Origin of the sequence: Pseudomonas sp. NPDC088444 (genome assembly GCF_044900175.1) — a bacterium.
Classification (GTDB): domain Bacteria; phylum Pseudomonadota; class Gammaproteobacteria; order Pseudomonadales; family Pseudomonadaceae; genus Aquipseudomonas.
In genome coordinates this window covers 79,219-101,105 of sequence record NZ_JBJDNK010000015.1, presented here as the reverse complement: position 1 = coordinate 101,105, position 21,887 = coordinate 79,219, and the positions used below count along the sequence as shown (strand labels likewise).

At 55.3% G+C, this 21,887-nt stretch carries 23 protein-coding genes, 1 tRNA gene and 1 pseudogene; 20 read left to right on the top strand and 5 right to left on the bottom strand.

The features are described from left to right. The first annotated feature begins 26 nt into the window (after nt 1–26). The 6 genes from pal (at nt 27) to ACI2KB_RS25120 (ending at nt 4,037) form a co-directional block, all read left to right on the top strand. Entirely contained in the window at nt 27–527 is a 501-nt protein-coding gene (pal, locus tag ACI2KB_RS25145; RefSeq protein ID WP_404639151.1) for a peptidoglycan-associated lipoprotein Pal, read from the top strand. Nucleotides 528–533: 6 nt separating this feature from the next. After that, nucleotides 534–1,367 carry a tol-pal system protein YbgF gene (ybgF, locus tag ACI2KB_RS25140; protein ID WP_404639093.1) on the top strand — a complete coding sequence of 278 codons (834 nt, stop codon included), beginning with the start codon at nt 534–536 and terminating at the stop codon, nt 1,365–1,367. Nucleotides 1,368–1,546: 179 nt separating this feature from the next. Then, a complete protein-coding gene (gene queE / locus ACI2KB_RS25135) occupies nt 1,547–2,194 on the top strand; it encodes a 7-carboxy-7-deazaguanine synthase QueE (RefSeq protein ID WP_404639091.1) in 648 nt (215 codons plus the stop codon). A gap of 13 nt (nt 2,195–2,207) precedes the next feature. Beyond that, nucleotides 2,208–2,882: a 7-cyano-7-deazaguanine synthase QueC gene (gene queC, locus ACI2KB_RS25130; protein ID WP_404639089.1), complete on the top strand. Its 675-nt coding sequence runs from the start codon at nt 2,208–2,210 to the stop codon at nt 2,880–2,882. Nucleotides 2,883–2,945: 63 nt separating this feature from the next. Continuing rightward, a tRNA-Lys gene (locus tag ACI2KB_RS25125) sits at nt 2,946–3,021 on the top strand. A 551-nt stretch (nt 3,022–3,572) separates the two neighbouring features. Continuing rightward, the gene (locus ACI2KB_RS25120) at nt 3,573–4,037 is read left to right on the top strand and encodes a hypothetical protein (RefSeq protein ID WP_404639087.1); all 465 of its coding nucleotides are present in this window, start codon (nt 3,573–3,575) and stop codon (nt 4,035–4,037) included. Nucleotides 4,038–4,282: 245 nt separating this feature from the next. Here ACI2KB_RS25120 and ACI2KB_RS25115 read toward each other — a convergent pair whose 3' ends face one another. Beyond that, nucleotides 4,283–4,798, bottom strand: coding sequence for a hypothetical protein (locus ACI2KB_RS25115; RefSeq protein ID WP_404639085.1), 516 nt, complete (start codon nt 4,796–4,798; stop codon nt 4,283–4,285). A 241-nt stretch (nt 4,799–5,039) separates the two neighbouring features. Between ACI2KB_RS25115 and ACI2KB_RS25110 the strand changes: the two genes are divergently transcribed. The 9 genes and pseudogenes from ACI2KB_RS25110 (at nt 5,040) to ACI2KB_RS25070 (ending at nt 12,689) form a co-directional block, all read left to right on the top strand. Continuing rightward, nucleotides 5,040–5,819: an Imm49 family immunity protein gene (locus ACI2KB_RS25110; RefSeq protein ID WP_404639083.1), complete on the top strand. Its 780-nt coding sequence runs from the start codon at nt 5,040–5,042 to the stop codon at nt 5,817–5,819. A gap of 31 nt (nt 5,820–5,850) precedes the next feature. Continuing rightward, the gene (locus tag ACI2KB_RS25105) at nt 5,851–6,255 is read left to right on the top strand and encodes a hypothetical protein (protein ID WP_404639081.1); all 405 of its coding nucleotides are present in this window, start codon (nt 5,851–5,853) and stop codon (nt 6,253–6,255) included. A 150-nt stretch (nt 6,256–6,405) separates the two neighbouring features. Next, on the top strand, nt 6,406–7,572 hold the full coding sequence (locus ACI2KB_RS25100; RefSeq protein ID WP_404639079.1) for a hypothetical protein: 1,167 nt from the start codon (nt 6,406–6,408) through the stop codon (nt 7,570–7,572). 27 nt (nt 7,573–7,599) lie between these two features. Next, nucleotides 7,600–7,827, top strand: coding sequence for a hypothetical protein (locus tag ACI2KB_RS25095; RefSeq protein ID WP_404639077.1), 228 nt, complete (start codon nt 7,600–7,602; stop codon nt 7,825–7,827). A 42-nt stretch (nt 7,828–7,869) separates the two neighbouring features. Further along, complete coding sequence (locus ACI2KB_RS25090; RefSeq protein WP_404639075.1) at nt 7,870–8,436, top strand: Imm49 family immunity protein; 567 nt, start codon at nt 7,870–7,872, stop codon at nt 8,434–8,436. Nucleotides 8,437–8,460: 24 nt separating this feature from the next. Beyond that, nucleotides 8,461–8,841 (top strand): hypothetical protein, encoded by a 381-nt coding sequence (locus ACI2KB_RS25085; protein WP_404639073.1) that lies wholly within the window; start codon nt 8,461–8,463, stop codon nt 8,839–8,841. An 84-nt stretch (nt 8,842–8,925) separates the two neighbouring features. Further along, nucleotides 8,926–11,619 (top strand): annotated as a pseudogene (locus ACI2KB_RS25080) (DUF637 domain-containing protein); the annotation flags it as partial. Beyond that, the gene (locus tag ACI2KB_RS25075; protein ID WP_404639071.1) at nt 11,576–12,049 is read left to right on the top strand and encodes a hypothetical protein; all 474 of its coding nucleotides are present in this window, start codon (nt 11,576–11,578) and stop codon (nt 12,047–12,049) included. The pseudogene ACI2KB_RS25080 and the gene ACI2KB_RS25075, both read left to right, overlap by 44 nt. 184 nt (nt 12,050–12,233) lie before the next feature. Then, nucleotides 12,234–12,689, top strand: a complete 456-nt coding sequence (locus ACI2KB_RS25070; protein ID WP_404639069.1) for a hypothetical protein — start codon at nt 12,234–12,236, stop codon at nt 12,687–12,689. A 966-nt stretch (nt 12,690–13,655) separates the two neighbouring features. On the opposite strand, the gene ACI2KB_RS25065 is transcribed toward ACI2KB_RS25070, so the two are convergent. Both ACI2KB_RS25065 and ACI2KB_RS25060 read right to left on the bottom strand, forming a co-directional pair. After that, the gene (locus ACI2KB_RS25065) at nt 13,656–13,823 is read right to left on the bottom strand and encodes a hypothetical protein (protein WP_404639067.1); all 168 of its coding nucleotides are present in this window, start codon (nt 13,821–13,823) and stop codon (nt 13,656–13,658) included. Between the two features lie 43 nt (nt 13,824–13,866). Continuing rightward, nucleotides 13,867–14,265 carry an STY4526/YPO1902 family pathogenicity island replication protein gene (locus ACI2KB_RS25060; protein ID WP_404639065.1) on the bottom strand — a complete coding sequence of 133 codons (399 nt, stop codon included), beginning with the start codon at nt 14,263–14,265 and terminating at the stop codon, nt 13,867–13,869. Nucleotides 14,266–14,299: 34 nt separating this feature from the next. Here ACI2KB_RS25060 and ACI2KB_RS25055 point away from each other — a divergent pair, with 34 nt between their 5' ends. The 3 genes from ACI2KB_RS25055 to ACI2KB_RS25045 all read left to right on the top strand — a co-directional run bounded on the left by ACI2KB_RS25055 (nt 14,300) and on the right by ACI2KB_RS25045 (nt 17,537). Then, nucleotides 14,300–14,626 (top strand): hypothetical protein, encoded by a 327-nt coding sequence (locus ACI2KB_RS25055; protein ID WP_404639063.1) that lies wholly within the window; start codon nt 14,300–14,302, stop codon nt 14,624–14,626. 29 nt (nt 14,627–14,655) lie between these two features. Continuing rightward, nucleotides 14,656–15,045 (top strand): hypothetical protein, encoded by a 390-nt coding sequence (locus ACI2KB_RS25050; protein WP_404639061.1) that lies wholly within the window; start codon nt 14,656–14,658, stop codon nt 15,043–15,045. A 407-nt stretch (nt 15,046–15,452) separates the two neighbouring features. Beyond that, complete coding sequence (locus ACI2KB_RS25045; RefSeq protein WP_404639149.1) at nt 15,453–17,537, top strand: TonB-dependent siderophore receptor; 2,085 nt, start codon at nt 15,453–15,455, stop codon at nt 17,535–17,537. 41 nt (nt 17,538–17,578) lie between these two features. Here the strand turns inward: ACI2KB_RS25045 and ACI2KB_RS25040 are convergent, their stop codons facing one another. Next, on the bottom strand, nt 17,579–18,229 hold the full coding sequence (locus tag ACI2KB_RS25040; RefSeq protein WP_404639059.1) for a TetR family transcriptional regulator: 651 nt from the start codon (nt 18,227–18,229) through the stop codon (nt 17,579–17,581). 93 nt (nt 18,230–18,322) lie between these two features. On the opposite strand from ACI2KB_RS25040, the gene ACI2KB_RS25035 reads away from it, so the two are divergent. Then, complete coding sequence (locus tag ACI2KB_RS25035) at nt 18,323–18,988, top strand: O-methyltransferase (protein ID WP_404639057.1); 666 nt, start codon at nt 18,323–18,325, stop codon at nt 18,986–18,988. Nucleotides 18,989–19,223: 235 nt separating this feature from the next. Further along, nucleotides 19,224–20,282 (top strand): quinolinate synthase NadA, encoded by a 1,059-nt coding sequence (gene nadA / locus ACI2KB_RS25030; protein ID WP_404639055.1) that lies wholly within the window; start codon nt 19,224–19,226, stop codon nt 20,280–20,282. 141 nt (nt 20,283–20,423) lie between these two features. On the opposite strand, the gene ACI2KB_RS25025 is transcribed toward nadA, so the two are convergent. Beyond that, complete coding sequence (locus tag ACI2KB_RS25025; protein ID WP_404639053.1) at nt 20,424–21,857, bottom strand: M48 family metalloprotease; 1,434 nt, start codon at nt 21,855–21,857, stop codon at nt 20,424–20,426. Nucleotides 21,858–21,887: the final 30 nt, after the last annotated feature.

Here is a 21,887-nt window from a genome sequence, read left to right as displayed (position 1 = left end):
CACTGGGGTTCATTAGGAGTTTCACGATGGAAATGCTGAAGTTTGGTAAATTTGCTGCGCTGGCTCTGGCCATGGCTGTAGCTGTAGGTTGCTCGTCCAAAGGCGGCGACAATGCCGGTCAAGGCGCTGCTGTAGATCCAAACGCTGGTTACGGCGCTAACACCGGTGCCGTTGATGGCTCGCTGAGCGAAGAAGCTGCTCTGCGCGCAATCACCACTTTCTACTTCGAATACGACAGTTCTGACCTGAAGCCAGAAGCCATGCGCGCTCTGGACGTTCACGCCAAGGACCTGAAAGCTAACGGCGCTCGCGTTGTTCTGGAAGGTAACACTGACGAACGCGGTACCCGTGAGTACAACCAGGCACTGGGCGAGCGTCGTGCGAAAGCCGTTCAACGCTACCTGGTTCTGCAAGGCGTATCGCCAGCTCAACTGGAAGTGGTTTCCTACGGTGAAGAGCGTCCAGTTGCTACCGGCAACGACGAGCAATCCTGGGCTCAAAACCGTCGCGTCGAACTGCGTAAGTAATTTGACATGCGAACGTGCCGCCGTGCTTTAACCGTTTTGGCTCTCACCCTTCCTCTCGCAGCGATGGGTGCGGTTCCTGTGGTCGATGACAACTCTGGCTCCGCTGGCAGCAGTTATCCGCCATCGGGTTATGGTACGGCAGGCGCCTACGCCGGAGGCGGGGCTACGGCCCAGCCTTCGGCGCAAGGTCAGCTGTTCATGCAGTTGCAACAAATGCAGGAAGAGATTTCGCGCTTGCGTGGAATCGTCGAAGTCCAGCAGAACGATATCCAGCAAATGAAGCAAGAAGCGCTGGATCGTTACAAGGATCTCGATTCTCGCATCGGAGCGGGTGGCGCACCTGCTGCACCGGCTGCCAATAATTCCCCTTCCGACGGTGGTGTGAATGCCGGCGGAACCCCTGTAGCACCTGCCGCTGGCGCTGCTGCCGGGCAGGCTCCGCAGACCAGCACCGAACCCGGTGATCCGGCGAAAGAGAAGCTCTACTACGACGCTGCTTTCGACTTGATCAAGGCCAAGGATTTCGACAAGGCCAGCCAGGCGTTCTCTGCATTTCTGCGCAAGTACCCAAACAGTCAGTACGCGGGTAACGCCCAGTATTGGCTGGGTGAGGTGAACCTGGCCAAAGGCGACCTGCAAGGTGCCGGTCAGGCCTTCGCCAAAGTCAGCCAGTTGTACCCCAAACACGCCAAGGTGCCTGATTCGCTCTACAAGCTGGCTGATGTCGAGCGCCGCCTCGGTCATACCGACAAGGTCAAAGGCATTTTGCAGCAAGTCGTTGCCCAGTATCCGGGAACATCGGCGGCGCAACTGGCTCAGCGTGACCTTCAGCGTCTCTGATCGCCCAACAGCTTGACCGATGATTCAAGAAAGCCGCGCGTTGCGCGGCTTTTTTCGTTAGAATCGCGCACCCGAAATTCCGGTATTGATTACGCTTCTGTGGATTCTGCGATGGCAGAGTGTACAGAAGTGCCTGACGGAGGCGGATGGCCTGTTTAGCCGTTACGCCCGTGGCCCTTATGCAAGACACATTACGCATCACCGAAGTTTTTTACTCTTTGCAGGGTGAAACGCGCACGGCAGGCTTGCCTACCGTTTTTGTGCGTCTCACCGGTTGCCCTCTGCGTTGTGGATACTGCGACAGTGAATACGCCTTCACGGGCGGAAAAACTCACACGCTTGATGCTCTCATGGATCAGGTCGCCAGCTATCGCCCTCGCTACGTCTGCGTCACGGGCGGCGAGCCATTGGCGCAGCCTAACGTGATCAAGTTGCTTGAGCGCCTCTGTGACGCTGGTTACGAGGTTTCCCTCGAAACCAGCGGCGCATTGGACATCTCCAGAGTTGACCCGCGCGTCAGCCGCGTCGTTGACCTCAAGACCCCCGGTTCGAAAGAGGTCGCGCGCAATCGATATGAAAATATCGAACTGTTGACGCCGAACGATCAGGTCAAATTCGTGATCTGCTCTCGCGAGGATTACGACTGGGCCGTTTCCAAGCTGATCCAGTACGGTCTTGAGCGCCGCGCGGGTGAGGTACTGTTCTCACCGGTTGCCCATGATCTGCGCCCCAGAGACCTGGCGGACTGGATCGTGGCCGATAATCTGCCGGTCAGAATGCAACTGCAATTGCACAAAATTCTCTGGGACGACGAGCCAGGACGCTGAGAGGAGCAAACACATGACTGAGAAAAAAGCGGTAATCCTGCTGTCCGGTGGCCTGGATTCGGCCACTGTTGTCGCGATGGCCAAAGCCGATGGTTTCACGTGCTACACGATGAGCTTCGATTATGGTCAACGTCATCGCGCCGAGCTTCAGGCCGCTGAGCGTGTGGCAAAGGACCTTGGCGTGATCGAGCACAAAGTGATTGGCCTGAACCTGAACGGCATCGGCGGCTCCGCCCTGACCGACAGCAGCATCGACGTACCGGAAGCGCCAAGTGAAGGCATTCCGGTGACCTACGTGCCTGCTCGTAACACCGTCTTCCTCTCGCTGGCCTTGGGTTGGGCTGAAGTGTTGGGTGCCCGTGACATCTTCATCGGCGTCAACGCAGTCGATTATTCTGGCTACCCGGACTGCCGCCCTGAGTTCGTGGAATCGTTCGAGCGCATGGCCAACCTGGCGACCAAAGCCGGTGTAGAAGGACAGGGTTTCACCATCCAGGCCCCACTGCAGATGATGAGCAAAGCCGATATCGTCAAGACAGGCACGCGCCTGGGTGTCGATTACGGGCTGACCGTTTCCTGCTATCAGGCCGACGATCAAGGCCGCGCGTGCCGCAAATGCGACAGCTGCCGCCTGCGCGCAGAAGGCTTCGCCACGGCGGGGATTCCTGACCCAACGCATTATTTTTAATTTTTTTAGAATGAGGTGTTGAATTACTGAGAAAAATCAGTAATATACGCGCCACCACGAAGCGGGTCGTTAGCTCAGTTGGTAGAGCAGTTGGCTTTTAACCAATTGGTCGTAGGTTCGAATCCTACACGACCCACCATCTTCAAAACCCGAGAGGTCCACGTAAGTGCGAATTCTTGGGTTTTTTTTCGTCTGGAGAAAATCACGTCGCGGGTTTGGAAGAAACCAAGCCCCGGTGAGTGCTTTTTCGACGTCATTGACGTTCCGCTCGGACCTGAAGTTCGCTCGAGCGCAAGCGTTCCTCAGCCGCGTTGAGCCGCTTTTTGGCTACGCCCACACGCGCAAGCACGGCCCCTATGGGCGCGTTGCTCTCGCCGCCCGCTATGTTCCTGTCACATAGATTTCCTCACCTCCTTCACGAAATGGCCGTTCCGGGCAACCGAACGATCGTTGACTTGCTGGCAATTTGAGTCCGCCGTGTATCGGGAAATGCACAAATTGATACATTTTAATTGACGTCAAATAAATGGGTCAGACACACCGTGACAATGCCATCGCGCTGAAGCAGGAAGTCAAAGACCTCGCCAATGATTGGGGCGCGGGTGGGACATACCGTCAGATTGCTACAGCGTTGGTCGCCGGTATTTTTCTGGCAACGTAAGCGGCGCAACAAGCCAGTTCGCGCAGAACATGGTGGTGAACTACGTTCAGCAACAGGGCTCAACCTACATCGGAAAACTGGTTCTCGACGGTGAGATCCAGGAAGGTGATCCAGTACATGCGGCGCTACACGCGATACTTGGCTGTGCGGGTGCAGCCGCGAGCAGGCAAAGTTGTTCATCGGGGGCCTTGGCGGGCGCGGCCAGCAGTTTACTCACTAACCTGTTCTCTCAGACGAGCCCTGACGAGACTCAAGAAGAGCGCGAAGCCAAGCGCAATATCATCACAAGCCTTGTGACGGGTATCGCTGCGATGAGCGATGCCAGTGGCGCTGCTGCGGCGTCGAATGCCGCACCGCCAACGTCGATAACAACTGGCTGGCCACTCAGCAGTTGGTCCAGAGGGACAAGGAGGTTGCTGCTGCCGACAACTGGATCGACAAGCTCAAGATCTACGCGAAATGGTCAGCGATCTCGACGCGCCAAGACTTTTTGACGACAACCAGCATCGGTATAGGTATTGCCGAGGGTGGCTGGAACGACGTGGAAGGGATGACCCAATTCATGGCTCATCCTATCGAGGGGCTTAAGGGGTTGGCATCGGTGGTGTCTAACCCAGACGTGCGTAACTCAATTGGCGCGGCGGCGGCGAACAGTCTTCAGGCTGGTATTGATCGCATGACGCTGGCGATGGAGACCGGAGGTGACGAGCAAGCGATACAGCTTGGACGCGATATCGGGCTACTCGTCTACACCGTCGGTAGCATCGTGACGGGGGATGGGAGGTGTTGCGAAAGCTGGCGTTTCTCTGGACAAGATCGGCATTGAGGCGTCCAGCAAGGTACTTGGTTCGCTGGCGGCCAAAGGCGGTATTGAAGCGAGCGAGAACATCGCCAAGCTGGAGTTGAACACCTCAACCCATCTGGACTTGCCAGAACCCATCAACCCGCCGACGAAGCCGCCCGTCACGTTTAATTCGGGGATTCTGCGGTAGGCGATCTGCAGGCCATTGAACCGTCTGCAACGGGATACATCAGCGGTGGGAAGCTGAATCAGAGTGGATACGCCATTACTGATTTGACTGATGCGGAGAAAAACCTTGCGCAAAATATTGCGAGCGGGTTGAACAGCAACGGTACATTGACTGAGGAGCTTGTAGAATCGGTCGCTACGCGACAAGGGCTCACGCCGTTGGAGGGGGGGAAATACGGCAGTAACAATGGTTTTGATCATGTTTACATCAATAAAGATGGTCAAGTTGTGATTCTTGATTCAAAGCAGCTAAACGGGGGGGGGGTTGAGCCAAGGACGTGATGGGGCGGTGCAGATGTCTGAAGCATGGGTGACGAAGGTGATGGGCTCTTTGGATCAGTCGTCAGAGGCGTATGCGGCAGTGCTTGAAAGTTTAGATAAGGGCGCCTTGATCAGAGGTGTGGCTGGGGTGGACAGAAAAACTGGGCAATTGATCATTGCTCGGTTGAAATAATTTGGAGTGGTAATGCTAAGTACTAAAGAGTCTTTGGCCAGATTGGAACATATAAAATCACATCTGGATGGAGGGTTTGACATTCAGCGGTGTATTAATTATATCGAGACCGGGACGGGGGATGCCGTCGGGTGCGCAAGCACACTGTCTCGTCATGCTAACGCCAAAGGTATGCAAGTATGGTTTGAGTTGGGTGATCTTGATGTCACCAAAAATTGGTTTTATAACTGGGGGCTGTTGACGCGATACGCATCTGTGCGCCGAAATGACAAGATGAGCCTGCTTCATAAAACGCTTGAATATGTGAAAGTTTTGATTTCTGACAACGATGAGTTGATAAGCTGGTGTTGTGATTTCTCTGATATTCGCGACGCTAAGCGAATTGAATCTGTTACCAGTCCGGATTTCACGGCTTATCAAATAATTTTATCCGTTAAAGGAGACTTTGAATCTGTTACGTCCCGATGTGAGCGCTTGGAGGCAAATCCGCCGAAGGGTGATGTCAAACGCTACCTCATCGACAACCACTTTTTCAAATCGCTTGCTGAGGGTAATAAAGTGGGCATGGAGGAAGTCGTGTCCGAATTGGTTTCCCCTAAAATGATGAAGGCGAGAGCGGTGCATGAGAGTGGATACTCTCAAGGTTTGATTTCTACATTTGCAGTGTTGTACTCAAAAATTGCAGCGCGGCATGGCTTCAAACTTGACGTTCAGTCACCCTACATTCCGGCTGAGTGGATACCTGTTGCTCCGCTGGCCGTCTACCGTCCGGAATATGTTTTTTTGAAATGACAAACGATAGAAATTACGTAAGGCTTTCAAAATGACAGTTCTGAAGGGGCAGCTGTTTGAGTCTGTCGTAGCTCGTCAGGGGGCTACAGTTCTTCCGGGCAGATATGGAGGTGATGAGGGGGGAGATCGGCTAGCTTTTATTGTTTCTGACCATTCGATCACGCTATTGCTCGGTTTAAAAGTGTTGGATGCTAACGGCGGTTTTCGATTGGGTAAGTCTGATGCAGGCTATTTACAGTATTCATCCGCCTGGATTCGCGTTGTGATTGATCAACTTAAACCCGATTCGTCTACAACGTTTGAGGCTGTAAAAATCGAAGAGGCCTTGGAAGCTGGAGCACTTGTGGCTGGCGTGATTTGCCTCAACTCTGAAACTCAGCAACTCAGCAACTCAGCAACTCAGCAAGTCAGCGTGCATCGTATAGCCATTCGCTGACATCGTTCATGCGGTCAAGGTTCGGGGTACATCGGCGATCTTGTCGCGAAGGGAGAAATCCAGGAAGGCGATCCCATTCACACTGCTCTGCATGCGATTTTGGGATGTGCAGGGGCTGCAGCGAGTAACCAGGGGTGCTCGGCTGGAGCAATGGGAGGTGCCGCCGCGAGTGTTTTGGCAGGACTGTTCAAAGAAACTAGCCCAGACGAGACAAATGAGGAGCGTGAAGCCAAACGCAATATCATCACCAGCCTCGTAACAGGCATTGCAGCGATGAGCGACCCAGGCGGAGCCGCAGCCGCTAGCGGCGCTGCGACTGCGAACGTCGATAATAACTGGCTCGCCACCCAGCAGATCGTTCAGGCGAACAAAGAGTATGCGGCTGCTCCGACGATGGCCGACAAATGGGCTGTCGCCATCAAGTGGATCGGCATCTCAGGTAAACAGGATTTCCTGACCAGTAAAGGACTGCTCACAGGTTTGGGACAGGGGCTTGCCGACTCGGGACTGAGTTCGCTCGACAGCGCTGCGCAGTTGGCGGCTTACCCTGTTGAAAGCGTCATGGCGATGAAGGAGTTTCTGGCCACCACGACGGGCCAGCAGATTCTGGGTGCTGCTGCTGAATCGCTGGGGACTCAACTCGATCAAATCAGCACCGCCCTGCAGCAAGGCGGTGATGCGAATGCAGAGCAGTTGGGCCTCAGCATGGGGCTTGCGGTCTCGATCTTTGTAAGTGCGCTCGCGGGAGGCCAAACCAATGCAGCCAAGGCAGCGGCAGAACTGTCGAGAATGGGAATTGACCTCAGCAGCGCGGCGATCAAGACTGCTGCTGCCGGGTACAAGGCGAAGTCGTTGGAGGCTAAGCTTGCGAAGCTGGAAGTGGCGGGTCGGAATTTGGATGTGCCGGATGCTCCAGATACTGGATACACTGGTGGAAACGGTGGTAAAGCTCTTCCAGACTTTTACACGAGAGCATCTGGAGAAACTATTCCATCAACAGGGTATAGGTATGTATCTTCTGATGCTCCATACCTCCAAGAGTTGATCTCCTCAGGAAAAATTCCCGCCAATGAGCGAGGCACTTATTTTTCTTTTGACAATCTTGAATCCGGGGCTGCTGGTAAATTGCAGGTTCCGCATGATGCCGCCATTAAAATTGAATTTGATACCAAGCAAATACTGGATGACGTTAAAATTCCTAATGGGCAATGGGGGAAAGCTGATTATCTTGAGCCTATTACTACGGATTTTCCACAGTTTGGGCCTGGCGGGGCAACTCGGCAGTTACTACAAAACCAATCCTTGTTAATAGAGTGATTGACACAAATACTGGAAAGGTGCTTTATGAACGTGAAAAATAGACATGAATGGGAGATTGCTTTCAGAGGCCTAGAGCGATTTTTTGATGAGGGTATGATTTTGTGGTCGAAAGATAAGTTTTTCTCATTGTTTTCAAGTGAAACAATCGCAACTAGTGGTTATGTGATGGAGCGGTTGGTTGAGCTGGATAATCAAGGGGGCATCTCTTTTGTGGGTACTGATGAATTATATGTAAGGGTTCTGAGTCTTTAGGGAAGGTCTGAAGTAGGCGTCTATTCCTGACGCTCTCTCGGCTTGAGGCTCAAAAAACGCGCGCCCAGTCAGAAAACCAGACCTTTTCCGCTGTTAACTCATCGGCTTCAGTTTTTAAAGATTTTAGTCTCTGATAATGATGAATTAACTAAATGGTTTTGCAATTTTTCTGAGATCCGCGACGCAAAGCGAATTGAATCCGTTACAACTCCGGACTTTACGGCATACCAGATCATCTTATCGGTGAAGGGTGATTTCGAATCTGTTATATCTCGGTGTGAACGCCTGGAATCAAATCCGCCGAAGGGCGATGCCAAACGATATCTCATCGATAACTATTTTTTCAAATCACTTGCCGAGGGGAACAAAGCAGGGATGGAGGAAGTCATCGCTGATCTGGTCTCGTCGAAAATGATAAAAGCCAGAGCTGCGCACGAAGGTGGATACTCTCTAGGCCTGATTTCTACATTTGCAGTGTTGTACTCAAAAATTGCAGCGCGGCATGGTTTCAAACTTGACGTTCAATCACCCTACATCCCAGCTGCATGGATACCTATTTCTCCGCTGGCCGTTTATCGCCCAGAATACGACTTTCTGAACGGCATATGATAACTGTTAATTAGGTTTTGTAAAATGACAGATGTGATGGGTCAACTGTTTGAATCTATTGTTGCTCGTCAGAGGGCTACGGTTCTTCCCGGTAGATATGGAGGAGATGACGATAAAGATCAGCTAGCCTTTGCTATGTCGGGGACATCCGTCACGCTTTTGCTTGGATTGAAAGTGTTTGATGATGACGGCGGTTTTAAGTTGAACACGTCTGATGCGGGGGTTTTACAATATTCCCCAGCCTGGATAGAGGCTGTGATTGATGAACTCAAGATGAGCCCATCAACAATGTTTGAGGCTGTAAAGATTCAAGAGACTTGGGACGCCGGTACACTCGTGGCTGGGGTCATCTGCTTCAACTCTGAAACCCAGCAAGTCAGCGTGCATCGTATAGCCATTCGCTGACATCATTGGTGAAAGAAAGGTTTTTGCGCTCCAGGCAGGGTGTCGATCTGCGTGTAAATCGTGGGGTTTCAAGCTCTGGCTAGCTTGCTCGCCAAATCAAGCACCGGCAAATACCTCATCGAAACCAACCCCGTGCTCACCGACCTCAAGCAGTTCATGAGCTCGGACTACATGCTCTCGGCGTTGGGTTACGACCCTGACCTGGCGCAGAAACGCCTCGGCGACGGCCTCTACGAGCAACGCCTCGTTCAGCAAGCCATCACCGCGCGCACCGGCCAGGCCTTCATCGATGGACAGACCTCCAACGAGGATCAGTTCAAATATCTGATGAACAACGCCATCGCCAGCAAGGACGCGCTCAATCTGTCCGTTGGCGTGTCGCTGACCGCTCAGCAGGTCGCTGCGCTGACCCACGACATCGTCTGGCTCGAAGAGCACGAAGTGAATGGCGAAAAAGTGCTGGTGCCCGTGCTGTACCTGGCCCAGGCCGACAACCGCTTGGCGCCCAATGGCGCCCTGATCGCCGGCAACGACGTCACCCTCATCGCAGGCGAAAACCTCGACAACGTCGGCACCCTCAAAGCCACCAACAACCTGTCGGCCACGGCAGGCAAGGATCTGGTCAACAGCGGCGTGATTCAGGCGGGCAACCGTCTGGATGCACTGGCGGGCAACGACATTACCAACAAGGCGGGCGGCATCATCGCTGGTCGCGACGTCACCGTGACCGCCATCGGGGGCGACGTCACCAACGAACGCACCATCACCTCGCTCGACAGCAGTACACGCGGCCAACTGCACAAAGACTACGCCGACAACGCTGCGCGCATTGAAGCGGCCAATGACCTGAGCGTGTCCGCAGGTCGGGACATCAACAACATCGGCAGTGCGCTGCAGAGCGGGCGTGATCTGACGCTGAATGCCGGACGTGACGTCAACACGGCTTCCAGCCAGGTGGTCAACAGCCTGGTGTTGGACAGCAAGCACACCAGCAGCGACATCACCCAGACCACTTCCACCCTCAGCGCAGGCCGCGATCTGTCGGTGCAGGCGGGGCGTGATGTGAATGCCATTGCCACGCAGATCGATGCCAAACGTGACATTGCCATTGCGGCAGCAGGCGACGTAACCATCGCTTCTGCAGCGAACGAAGACCACTTCCTGTCCAAGAGCAAGAAGCTGACAGTGCAGGAAGATCACGTTCATCAAGTTGGCAGTGATTTGAACGCGGGTGGCGCTATTGCGGTGGTCGCAGGCCAGAACCTATCGTTGATCTCCAGCCGAATCACGGCGGGGGATGAGGCCTATCTGGCCGCCGGTGACAAACTGGGGATCTTCGCCGCTCAGGACAACGACTACTCGCTGTACGACAAGAAAAGCAAAGGCTCTTTCGGCAGCAAGAAAACCAAACGCGATGAAATCACCCAGACGACCTACATCAGCAGCGAAATCAGCTCGGGTGGCGACCTGGTTCTTGCCAGCGGCGGCAATCAACATTACCAGGCCGCCAAGCTAAACAGCGCAGAGGATCTGGTCATCAATAGCGGCGGATCGGTGACCTTCGAGGGCGTCAAGGATCTGCACCAGGAGAGCCATGAAAAGAGCAGCAGTAGCCTCTCCTGGACGTCCATGTCAGGGAAGGGGAAAACCGATGAAACGTTGCGCCAAAGCGAGCTAACCGCCAAGGGGCAGTTGGTTATCAACGCGGTCGACGGCCTGCACATTGACGTTAAACAAGTCAATCAGCAGACCGTCAGCCAGGCCATTGATGCCATGGTCAAGGCGGACCCAGGCCTTGCATGGATGAAGGATGCCGAGAAGCGCGGCGACGTGGACTGGCGGATGGTCAAGGAGGTGCATGACTCCTTCAAGTACAGCCATTCCGGGCTGGGTGCCGGTGCTCAGATCATCCTCGCGATCGCCTTGTCCATGGTCATGGGACCGGCAGGTCTCGGACTGTCGACGACCCAGGCTGCGGTGGCCGTTAGCCTTTCTACAACTGCTATCAACAGCGCGATTTCCAACAAGGGGAACCTCGGCGCGGTCGTCAAAGACACCTTGAGTGGCAGCAGCCTGAAAAACGCCGCCATCGCCGGTGTGACAGCGGGGCTCATTGATTACGCGGACGAGAACTGGTTCTCCGGCGCGGGCGAAGCTGCCAATGGTGGGTCAAATGTTCCGACCACGGGCCCCATTCAGAATCCTGGTTATGCCTCCAGCATGCTGAAGCCTGAAAACTGGGCCGACACGCTGCTGCGCAGCGGTACCCATGCGCTAATCGACAGTGGAGTGTCGACTGCGATTAATGGCGGCAGCTTCAGTTCTAATCTGGGTCAAGCATTGGTCGGAGAGGGAATAGACCTCGGCGCTGCGATCGGTAACAAAGCCATCGGCGATCTCACTGCGAATCTGAAAGCCGCAGGTCTTGATGTGGCTCCGGCATTGGCAGAAAAGCTGATCCTTCACGCCGCATTGGGTGGGCTGATTGCGCAGGCGCGCGGTGAGAGCTTTGCCAGCGGCGCAATCGCAGGTGGTGTCGCTGATGGTCTCACACCGCTGGCAAACGGCTTGTTAGCCGACTTCGTCAGTTCACGATTCGATGCCAGTGACAGGAGTGCTGCAGGCAGCCAGTTGAAGATTGGTACTGCTCAGATCATTGGATTGATTGCGGCGGGTGTGTCAGGGGGAAATTCCGAGACGGGAAGCCTCATCGCAGGGGCTGCAGAAAAATACAATGATCAGTTCCATCTTGACCCCACAAATCCGTGGGAGAGATGAGGTTCTGCCAATATCGCAGACTCCCGAGGATCCGAGGGCAAAAGGTTCCTTGGTACTTTTGGGACTGATTTCTGGTTTATGGACCGAGGAACTCGCCGCTGGTTTGAGCGATTTCCTGGCGCGAAATTTCCCAGGATTCTCTGCGGTGTTTAATACCTCTGCCGAAGAGACGGCTATCGCAGGTGCCGGTTCAACGAGCGGTTCTATTGATGTTGGTACCGGAATTGAGCTTGGAGAAGCTGGGTCAGGCGGGGCTGCATCTGAGGCGGAAATCGAAGCTGCTCTGCCAGAAGCTGGTAAAACGTCAGTGTATGTTTCGGTAGACGAAAACGGTGTGACCCAGTATGTGGGAATCACGGACAACCTAGAGGCTCGAGCTGCCGCACACTCGGCTAGAAGGGTATTGGGATTGATCCAATTGCAGGGCTAGAAAACATTTCACGGGCTGATGCGAGAGCTGTTGAGCAGGTGCTTATCGAATACGATGGCTTAGGGAAAAATGGCGGTACATTGCTGAATCTGATAAATAGTATTGCTAAAAGAAATCCGGTTTATGCAGCGTCATTGAAAAGAGGCGTGGCACTTTTGAAAAATATTCGATTTTCGGGGTTTGAATGATGCTGAAGCGAGGTGATGTTTTTTCCATTGAGGTTAAGGCTGGCAAGGCTTATTTTCAGTATGTTGAAAAGTTGCCATCATTTGGCCCGCTGATCAGAGTGCTACCAGGAGTTTTTAGCGCTTCACCAGATTTTGATGTTCTGGTGCCGAGTCCCAGTAATTTTTGGGTTTTTTTTCCTATCTCTGCAGCTCTGAAGAACAGGGTGATCGATAAAATTGGTAATTATCCTTTGCCTGATCATTCCAAAACAAAACCTGTTTTCCGTACCGGAATGGTAGATCCAAGAACAGGGCGGGTGGAAAAGTGGTGGTTTTGGGACGGAGAAAAGTCTTGGGAGGTCGGTCAGATCTCTGATGATGAAAGAAAACTCCCTATTCGGGGCGTCTGGAACGACACGCTTTTGATTCAGCGTATCAATGAGGGGTGGTTGCCGGAAAAGGATCAGCGCTAAGTTCCAGGTCCGCGCAGAACCGATAGTAGTGTTGCTCGGCGAGCGTTGAGTGATCTTCGTCGGATACATTCACTCGGTTGGAAGAGGCATGGCGGGGTATCATTGCTTACCTCACCTAAGGCATTTTCTATTCCCCAAGCCTCTAGAGTGAGTGCAGTTGAGGTTGTACGTTGCAAGGCGCAATCACATCATCCCACAACGGCCACTTGCCCCTTCCTTGATTCCGAGAACAACTAGTCGCAGTGATGCCCGTGCGCGGTCTAACAGACAAGAGCGACAGAAGTCTAATAAGTAACTTTGTAGCTGATACCAAAATGAATTGGACATTCAGCGATCCTCCTAATATCGCTGTGATAGCAGCAAAGATAGTGCTGTTCGCTGATGACAGGGTCGCCTATCCGCCCGATTCAGGAGGGTATCTGGTAATTCTGGAGACGAACTTTCTCTTCCTGGTCAGATCCTGCTGTGTAGCTCTTGTCTTTAAGAGAGCTCATTTACTATTTCTGAGGGGGTGTCGTTGACAACGCCATCAGGCAATCAAGTCATGGCATTCACGCAGGGCTCCCCGTCCACGAGGGTGTTGCGGGCCGCAACACTCGTGCACCGTCCGAGTTGGTGAGTGGCTCTATTGGGTGTTGTATGGCGCAACACAGCCGCCCGCACCGTAGAACTTGCCCATCTCATCAAGCATCCGGCCTCACAAATCGCAATTCACTCAGCATCGCATCAATCTGCTGCCGCAGACGCTTCGGCCACGTGAGCGCCTTGAACGTCTTTCACCCATCGCTGTGCGGTGAATCTTTCCTCTACGGCATCCAATCGGGTGGGCAAACGATTTCCCACGTCAGGGTCTTGAGCGAATTCATTCCAGGCAATTTCTGCCACTTCCCAGATCGTCTTGTTCTGGTGTCTCAGGGAGTGATTCAGCAGCTGCAGGTAGTCCTTGTCGAACTCGATGCCAGGCTGTCACGAGCCCTTGGTTGGCTCGTTCCGGGTTTTTCGTTGAGTAACGCCGGCTACTTGCGTCGGCGGATACAGCTCCTCCCTGAGCCAGGTCTGGATTCGATGCCAGATGATGGCCAGGTTCAGGCTTTCGATAGGTTCTTCGTCGTCGGTGTGGGTGGGCTCTTTCATTTCTTAAGCGACCACCATGGCGATGTCCAGCATTGCGATGCTGTCAGCGACGTCGACCTGATGCTCTTTCATCAAATGCGTCCACCGGTACCAGAGGTTGGCGTCGGTATCTTCGCTGAATTCTCGCCAGCGTTTTCTGCGGGCGGTGAGTCCCATCATCAAGCGTTACGGGGGCTACATCTTGAGGAGATATACCGAAAAACTGCTGCAGCATGTCGGTGGTTGCTCCCAGTCGCAGGGCGCGCTCGACCAAGCGAACTTCTTCGTCGGAGCGTTGAGCGCTGGTGAGGATCTTCTTCACCATCTCCCCATCGATGGTGACATTGCACCAGGACACGGGTGTGTTGAGCAGCAGGCTTAACGCGGACGGTTGCTGGAGCTGGGCCAGTACCTCAGGCTCCAGCCCCATCTCAAAGCACCGCCACAGTTGACCGTTGCGCATGTTGTACAACACCATATCATCAAAAATCTCATAAATGACTCGTATGAAATCAAGAGCAGGGCGCCTATTTGCTTACCCTGGGAATACTGCAGTGATCGCGGCAAAAGACGTGCTGTTCTCGGGCGGTTGGGTCGCTTATGTATCGCATGACCAAGATGACGGAGGGTGGCAATTTCATGCCCGTTATTCTTGTGACTCCACCGAAGAGGTTGTTGTTGTCAGCCTTGAAAGTGCTTTAAGCACGGATGACACGCTGTTGGAGTTATTTGATTTGCCTTTGGGTTGGCATGCATGGCGGGCGTCCCGGGATGGGGTGTGGCATCGCCAAGAGATTCCCGGTGCCTCACTTCCGAATACTTGATGTGCGGCCTCCGTCAGAGGTAAGCGAGAATGAAGTTGAAAGTCATGGCCTGGTGTGTGCTGATAGGCCTTGCAGGTTGCACTTCGTACGACCCGGTACTGGTCGGTAAATGGCAGGGTGAGCGCAGCGCTGCGCCTGGGTGCCAGTACCTTGCCTGGACGACGATAATGAAACCCAACGGAAATTTCGGAACGGTGTTTTTCCAGGATGCTGCCAGATCGAACCCAATACGTAAGCGTGGAGGATATTGGGTGTCTCGAAAAGATCTGGTGCTATTCGATGCCGTAGGTGCCAAGAAGTACAACACCTACCGTTACCAGGTCATCGATGCGGATACAGTGCAGTTCACGACCATGACCCCGCAGGATGCTACGGGTTGCAGGCTCAGCGTCTATACCGATCACCGCGTTCGCGGTTAGCCCATTGCTCATCCCGCGCACCGGCGCGGATATCTCGGGATTCGATGGCTCCGGAATGAGGGCGCATGCTTCTATTTATTGGCTTGTAGCCAAAAAGCGCTATCCCAAGGCGCTTGCTTGATCGTCTTGATCCCATCCCCTTCTGTAACGATCGCTCCAGCCAATGCAGGCATCGGCGGGCGCGCTGGTGTGGCGGATGATCGGGTTCGCGCATGCGTGTTCTGCTTCGATTATTTCCAGATCGTGTCAAGGATGTATTGGTAATTCTCATAGAAAAAATGTGAGCAAATGTGAAAAAATTGTCGAAAGATTGGATCTATATGAGTTAGATTCGTATTAGCTTTTAACACTCTCATGCTTTGATTTGTAGGAATATCTCCTTGAAACGCCATCTCCCCGCCGGTTTTTTGCTGATTGGCGCCTGCAGCGCTGTATCTGTTTCACATGCTGCGGACGACCTGACGCTGCCGGCCACTCAGATTCAGAGCAGCGCGCAAAGTGCTGAGGATGTAAGCCAGGGATACGAGGGGAGGGCGTCCTCTTCAACGACCAAGCTGGGGCTGACCGACAAGCAGACGCCGCAAGGGGTAACGACCCTCACGCGTCAGGAATTGGACGATTTCAAGATCAATGGCATCAAGGACGCCTTGCGCGCTGCGCCGTCGGTGACGGTCGAGCAAACCGAAACCGACCGCACTGAATTCACCTCACGCGGTTTCGACATCAACACCTTCGAGTACGACGGCATGGGCATGCCGTTTGTGAGCACGGTGTTGGTGGGAGATCAGGATCTGGCGGAATACGAACAGATTGACGTGCTTCACGGCGCCAACGGCTTGATGAGCGGGGCGGGTAACCCATCGGCGACGGTCAACTTCGTGCGCAAGCGCCCGACCGATACTTTTCAGGCGCAGATTGATACCAGCGTGGGCTCGTGGGACAGCCGTCGGGTGGACGTCGATGTGTCCGGGCCACTGACGGATTCAGGCAATGTGCGCGGCCGCTTTATCTATTCCCACGACAAGGGCAATTCGTGGTTGGACCGTTACAGCCACGAGCGAAACGTGGCAGCGGGTCTGCTGGCGTTCGACGTGAGTGACGCTGACACCGTGACGGTGGGCTTTTCTCAACACAACAGTGACTCCAACGGCAGTTCCTGGGGCAACTTGCCGCTGGTCGACACGGCGGGCAACCCGATTCACTACAGTAGCCGCAGTAGCAGCATCGGGCAGCCATGGACCTACTGGAACCTGCACACGCAGCGCACGTTCGTCGAACTCAAGCATGATTTTGGCAACGACTGGAACGCCACAGTCACTTTGACCGGTGTTCAAGAGAAGCAAAACACCAACATGCTGTATGTCTACACGGTGACGGACGACGATGCTGGCGCATATGCCAACCACACCAGCAGCGAGGCGCATCAGTTGTTGGGCGAGGCCAAGGTGCAGGGGCCGTTCACATTGTTCGGTCGCGAACATCAACTGACCTTTGGTGCCGCCTATGGGCGCACGCATCAGAAGGGCCATGAGTACGACGAAAATGAAGAAGGCGGCAGCTTTTTCGAGACTTCATTCTCGGGTGTGTTGGCAGGGGCGACGCCGATGCCGTCGTTCGGTTTCACCAGCGAAGCGCTGTCGCAGAACTTCCAGGACACCCAGAAGAGTGTATTCGCAGGCGCCCGCTTCAGCTTGGCCGATGACCTGCACTGGATCGCGGGTGCACGCATGCTCAGTGCCGATGGCAAGGGTGACAACTATGGCGCGGCGTATTACACCCGTGCGCACGGCAAGGTTACGCCTTACACCGGTCTGGTCTATGACCTGAATGACCAGTGGAGCGTCTACGGTAGCTGGACGAAAATCTACGCTCCGCAATACAGCTATGTCGATGCTGATGGCAAGTTGCTCGAACCGTTGGAAGGTACGAGTAAGGAGATAGGTGTCAAAGGCAGCCTGATGGATCAGCGTCTGCATGTGACTGCGGCGTTGTTCAAGAGCGAGCAGCGCAACGTGGCTGTGGACGCGGGCTTCAACGGCGTTCAGGAAGTCTACACACCGGGCGACTTCAAAAGCCACGGTGTCGAGTTGCAAGCCTCTGGCGAGATCGTAGATGGCCTGGACCTGCTCGGCGGTTACACCTACGTGCGTATCGATGATGACAACGGCGAGAAAGCGCGCAAATACGTACCGACTCATAGCTTCCGCGGCATGGCCACCTACCGCTTGCCGGGTATGCCTCAAATGAAGGTCGGCGCCCGTGTCAGTTGGCAGACTGCCGTGGAGAACGACACCAACAGCGCCATTCACCAAAATGCCTACGGCCTGGTGGATTTGATGACCAGCTACGACATCGACAGCCACTGGAGCACGTCGCTGAACCTGAACAACGTCACGGACCGCAAGTACCTGCTGTCGATGTATAACAACGCCACCACCGCCAGTTACGGCGCGCCACGCAACCTGACGGCGTCTGTGAGCTGGAAGTACTGATTCTGTATCACGCATTTGCGGCGGGCTGAACGGGCCCGCCGCTACACCATCTTCCGCTGCCCCTCCTGCGCGATGCGCTCCAGATACGCACAAAACATGTCCGCCATCGCATCGGCGTAATCCTCGATCTGTTCCTGAGTTCGGGGCGTTTGTGAAAACGCCTTTCCTGCACTGCTGAACGTACTGGTGATCAGATCCGCTGCGCGGCAGCGTGCGGCGTCCTCGGTATCGGGCAACACTTCCTGCATGAACAACCTAATGGCCGCTGCCCCCTGCTCCTTGACTTCAAGCGCTTCCGGAGCATGACGATAGAGCGGCGCGGCATCGTCCAGTGCGACGCGCATGTCGGCTTCTTCGCATTCCGAGCGGATGAACGCATGCACCAGGTTTCGCAGCCGCTGAAGAGGCGGAAGTGAGGTGTCTTGCAGAAGGCTGTTGAGCAGGTCGAAGGTCTGTTGCCATTCGTCGCTCTGCAGTCTGAACAGGATGGCGGCCTTGTTCGGGAAGTATTGATACAGCGAGCCGATGCTCACACCGGCCTTCTCGGCGACCCGCGCAGTGGTGAAACGGCTGGCACCTTCCTTGGCCAAAACCTGAGTAGCGGCTTCGAGAATGATCGAAATTGATGCCTCGGAACGGGCCTGTTTGGGCTTTTTGCGCAATGAAATCGCAGGGTTGCGGGCGTCGGTCATGGCAGCTCGGTAATGCGATTATTAAATGTGAGTGATTCGTCGCATTCTAATCCGGCGTTGCGATTGGCGCACCGTTCAACCTCGGAGTTCCACATGAATACCTTGACGACATCTCCTGTTGCCCCTCTCCTTGAGCGTTTGTTCAACCACGCGTCCGAGCGCTCGCCCATGACCAGCGCTCAGTTGTCTGACTTTTCCCAAGAAGATGTCGGGCGCCTGATGCGCAGCAAGACCGACTATCTGGATTTCTATGGCCGCCTGAAGGATTTCCCGCTGGCTGTTTCCCGTGAAACCGGCGCGCTGCTCTACATGTTGGCGCGCAGTTGCAACGCCCGTACGGTCGTTGAGTTTGGCACCTCGTTCGGCATCTCGACGCTGCATTTGGCCGCTGCATTGCGCGATAACGGTGGTGGTCTGCTGATCACCAGCGAGTTTGAGTCCTCCAAAGTCGCGCAGGCGCGGAGCAACCTGAGCGCAGGCGGCCTGCTGGACCTTGTAGAAATTCGTGAAGGCGATGCGCTGAAGACGCTGGGCAAGGATCTCCCTGAATCCATCGATCTGGTGCTGCTCGATGGCGCCAAGGCGCTCTATCCCGAGATCCTGAGTCTGGTGGAAAGCCGTCTGCGGCCTGGTGCACTGATCATTGCGGACAACGCGGATTACGCGCCGGACTACCTGGCGCGGGTTCGCTCGGTGGAGCAGGGGTATCTGTCGATCCCGTTCGCTGACGAAGTCGAGTTGTCGATGCGCCTTGGCTGAAACGCGTGGGGCGTTAAGTGAACGCTCAACAGGTAACGTGATACATTCGCCGCCGCTCTGCGCTCTGACTGGCTTTGGCAGACAAGCGCGCGGCGAAATCATCACTGATGCGTGCACAACGATGCATGCACCTGGCTGGAAACTTCATGACCGTGAGGGGTTCCCGCTTCATTTGTTGCCTGTTGTTCAGGTGTAAACTCGACGTTCGCGCTCACGCGCATTCAGGTCCTGAAACATGACACAGATTTCCGAACGCCTTCTGGTCCAGGCGCACCTCGACGCCAAGCAGCCCAAGACGCTGACACCAGAAGAAGAAGCCGAATACCGTCGCCTGATCGCCGACGAGCTCAAGGCTCAGGACGCGGTGCTGGTTGCCCATTATTACTGTGACCCGGTGATTCAGGCGTTGGCGGAAGAGACCGGCGGCTGCGTGTCCGATTCGCTGGAAATGGCCCGCTTCGGCAAGAATCATCCGGCCAAGACCGTGCTCGTGGCCGGTGTGCGTTTCATGGGGGAAACGGCGAAAATTCTGACCCCTGAAAAGCGCATTCTGATGCCGACGCTGGAAGCGACCTGCTCGCTGGATCTGGGCTGTGGCGTCGACGAATTCACGGCGTTCTGCGACAAGCATCCCGAGCGAACGGTGGTCGTTTATGCCAACACCTCGGCGGCGGTCAAAGCCCGTGCTGATTGGGTGGTCACTTCAAGCTGTGCGCTGGAGATCGTCGAGAGCCTGATGGACAACGGCGAGAAAATCATCTGGGCGCCGGACAAGCATCTGGGCCGCTACATTCAGCGTGAAACCGGGGCTGACATGTTGTTGTGGGACGGCGCGTGCATCGTTCACGAAGAGTTCAAGTCACGGCAACTGGAAGACATGAAGGCGCTGTACCCGGACGCGGCGATTCTGGTTCACCCCGAATCGCCGGAGTCGGTGATCGATCTGGCCGACGCGGTGGGTTCCACCAGCCAATTGATCAAGGCCGCGCAGACGTTGCCGAACAAGACGTTCATCGTGGCGACCGATCGCGGCATCTTCTACAAAATGCAGCAGTTGTGCCCGGACAAGGTCTTCATCGAAGCACCTACTGCCGGTAACGGCGCCGCGTGCCGTAGCTGCGCGCACTGCCCGTGGATGGCGATGAATACGCTGGCGCGCACGCTGCAGTGTTTGCGGGAAGGGACGAACGAGATTTTTGTCGACCCGGCGATCATTCCTCAAGCGGTGCGGCCGTTGCAGCGGATGTTGGATTTCACCCAGGCAGCGCGGTTGAAGCTTTCCGGTAACGCCTGACCGTCGTGGTGGCTCGGCGTCGGTCTGTCGCTGACTCAACACCTTCCTTGTGGGAGCCGGCTCGCTGGCGAAAGCGTCAGTCCAGACACTGATATAGCGACTGAACCACCTCATTCGCCAGCAAGCCGGCTCCCACAAGGCTTAGTTCATCATTTCTTTGACGGCTCGTTCCTGCGCGATGATTTCCTGCTGCCTTGCATCGATTCGCGAGGCCAGTTGGAAGTTGTTGTTCGCCCGGCGTTTGGCGAATTCAAGCTGTTGAACGGCTTGCTTGAAATCGCCCATCAGCGCGAAATACTCGGCGCGGGCCTGATGTGAGCCGATGGTGTTGCCGGACAAGCCACGAGCATCGGCCACCTGGTTCCAGATGTCAGGGTCGTCGGAGCGGCTCTTGAGCAGGGTTTCCAGTGCTTTCAGTGCTTCGGGGGCCTTGGACTGTTTGAGCAGTACATCCACTTTCGCCTGATTCAGCGGGTAATCGTCCGGGTACAGGTCCAGCATCCGGTTGACCCGCTGTTGTGCATCGGGAAAACGATTGTTGGTGATGTCCAGATTGATCATCGCCAGGTTATACGTGATGTTGTCCGGCGCCTTGTCCAGCAGTGGCTTGAGCGAGTCGCGCGCCTCGTTCAATTGCCCTGCTTTGGTTTGGGCAAGGGCGAGGCCGTAGCGGGCCGCGTCATTTCTCGGGTTCTCAGCCAACTGGGCACGGAAGCGTTTGGCGGCAACTCCCGGCGTTTCTTCGTAAATCAGAATCACGCGAGAGCGCATCAACTGGTAGGCAAGGCTGTCTTCCTTGCCGCCCGGTTTGGCCTGTTCCGCGCGGTTGCGGGTGTCGGCGATACGGGATTCGGTCACCGGGTGACTCATCAGGAATTCCGGTGGTTTGGCGTCGTAACGGTACTGGCGGGCCAGACGTTCGAACATGGTTGGCATGTTGCGAGGGTCGTAACCGGCTTTTTCCAGATTGAGGATACCGATGCGGTCAGCCTCAGCCTCGTTTTGCCGCGAGAAGCGCGCCTGCTCTTGAATGGCCGCCGCCTGCGTACCGGCGATGGCGGCAATACCGGCGTCACCTGCACCTGCCGCCGCCATGACGATACCGGCCAGCATCGCGGCCATCACCGGCACCTGCATGCGTTGCTGCGCCTGAACGCCGCGGGCGAAGTGGCGTTGTGACAAGTGAGCCAGTTCGTGGGCCAGCACTGCGGCGTATTCGCCTTCGGTTTCCGCGTGCAGGAACAGGCCGCCGTTGACCCCGATGATCCCGCCAGGCGCTGCGAAGGCGTTGATTTCCGGGGTGTTGATCAGGATGAATTCGAGGCGGCGATCCTGCACCTGGCTGGTTTCCGCCAGGCGATAGACCGAGGTTTCGACGAAGTCCTTGAGTTGCGGGTCTGACAGTTGGGCAACTTGTGCACGCAGCAGCCCAAGCCAGGCGCGACCCAGATCATGCTCCTGTTGCGGTGAAACAATGGAGGAACTGGCGTCGCCGAGGGAGGGCAGATCATCCGCGAAAGTCGGGGCTGCCATGAGGCAAGCGAGCGTCAGCAGTGCGGGGCGCAAAAAAGTCATGCACGAAACTCTGAGACAGAAAGTCGTTAC

What these genes read in the sequence shown, in the direction of transcription:
- pal (WP_404639151.1), top strand. Translation starts at nt 27, where the DNA reads ATGGAAATGCTGAAGTTTGGTAAATTTGCTGCGCTGGCTCTGGCCATG.
- ybgF (WP_404639093.1), top strand. Translation starts at nt 534, where the DNA reads ATGCGAACGTGCCGCCGTGCTTTAACCGTTTTGGCTCTCACCCTTCCT.
- queE (WP_404639091.1), top strand. Translation starts at nt 1,547, where the DNA reads ATGCAAGACACATTACGCATCACCGAAGTTTTTTACTCTTTGCAGGGT.
- queC (WP_404639089.1), top strand. Translation starts at nt 2,208, where the DNA reads ATGACTGAGAAAAAAGCGGTAATCCTGCTGTCCGGTGGCCTGGATTCG.
- ACI2KB_RS25120 (WP_404639087.1), top strand. Translation starts at nt 3,573, where the DNA reads ATGGTGGTGAACTACGTTCAGCAACAGGGCTCAACCTACATCGGAAAA.
- ACI2KB_RS25110 (WP_404639083.1), top strand. Translation starts at nt 5,040, where the DNA reads ATGCTAAGTACTAAAGAGTCTTTGGCCAGATTGGAACATATAAAATCA.
- ACI2KB_RS25105 (WP_404639081.1), top strand. Translation starts at nt 5,851, where the DNA reads ATGACAGTTCTGAAGGGGCAGCTGTTTGAGTCTGTCGTAGCTCGTCAG.
- ACI2KB_RS25100 (WP_404639079.1), top strand. Translation starts at nt 6,406, where the DNA reads ATGGGAGGTGCCGCCGCGAGTGTTTTGGCAGGACTGTTCAAAGAAACT.
- ACI2KB_RS25095 (WP_404639077.1), top strand. Translation starts at nt 7,600, where the DNA reads ATGAACGTGAAAAATAGACATGAATGGGAGATTGCTTTCAGAGGCCTA.
- ACI2KB_RS25085 (WP_404639073.1), top strand. Translation starts at nt 8,461, where the DNA reads ATGACAGATGTGATGGGTCAACTGTTTGAATCTATTGTTGCTCGTCAG.
- ACI2KB_RS25075 (WP_404639071.1), top strand. Translation starts at nt 11,576, where the DNA reads ATGATCAGTTCCATCTTGACCCCACAAATCCGTGGGAGAGATGAGGTT.
- ACI2KB_RS25070 (WP_404639069.1), top strand. Translation starts at nt 12,234, where the DNA reads ATGATGCTGAAGCGAGGTGATGTTTTTTCCATTGAGGTTAAGGCTGGC.
- ACI2KB_RS25065 (WP_404639067.1), bottom strand. Translation starts at nt 13,823, where the DNA reads ATGAAAGAGCCCACCCACACCGACGACGAAGAACCTATCGAAAGCCTG.
- ACI2KB_RS25060 (WP_404639065.1), bottom strand. Translation starts at nt 14,265, where the DNA reads ATGCGCAACGGTCAACTGTGGCGGTGCTTTGAGATGGGGCTGGAGCCT.
- ACI2KB_RS25055 (WP_404639063.1), top strand. Translation starts at nt 14,300, where the DNA reads ATGACTCGTATGAAATCAAGAGCAGGGCGCCTATTTGCTTACCCTGGG.
- ACI2KB_RS25050 (WP_404639061.1), top strand. Translation starts at nt 14,656, where the DNA reads ATGAAGTTGAAAGTCATGGCCTGGTGTGTGCTGATAGGCCTTGCAGGT.
- ACI2KB_RS25040 (WP_404639059.1), bottom strand. Translation starts at nt 18,229, where the DNA reads ATGACCGACGCCCGCAACCCTGCGATTTCATTGCGCAAAAAGCCCAAA.
- ACI2KB_RS25035 (WP_404639057.1), top strand. Translation starts at nt 18,323, where the DNA reads ATGAATACCTTGACGACATCTCCTGTTGCCCCTCTCCTTGAGCGTTTG.
- nadA (WP_404639055.1), top strand. Translation starts at nt 19,224, where the DNA reads ATGACACAGATTTCCGAACGCCTTCTGGTCCAGGCGCACCTCGACGCC.
- ACI2KB_RS25025 (WP_404639053.1), bottom strand. Translation starts at nt 21,857, where the DNA reads ATGACTTTTTTGCGCCCCGCACTGCTGACGCTCGCTTGCCTCATGGCA.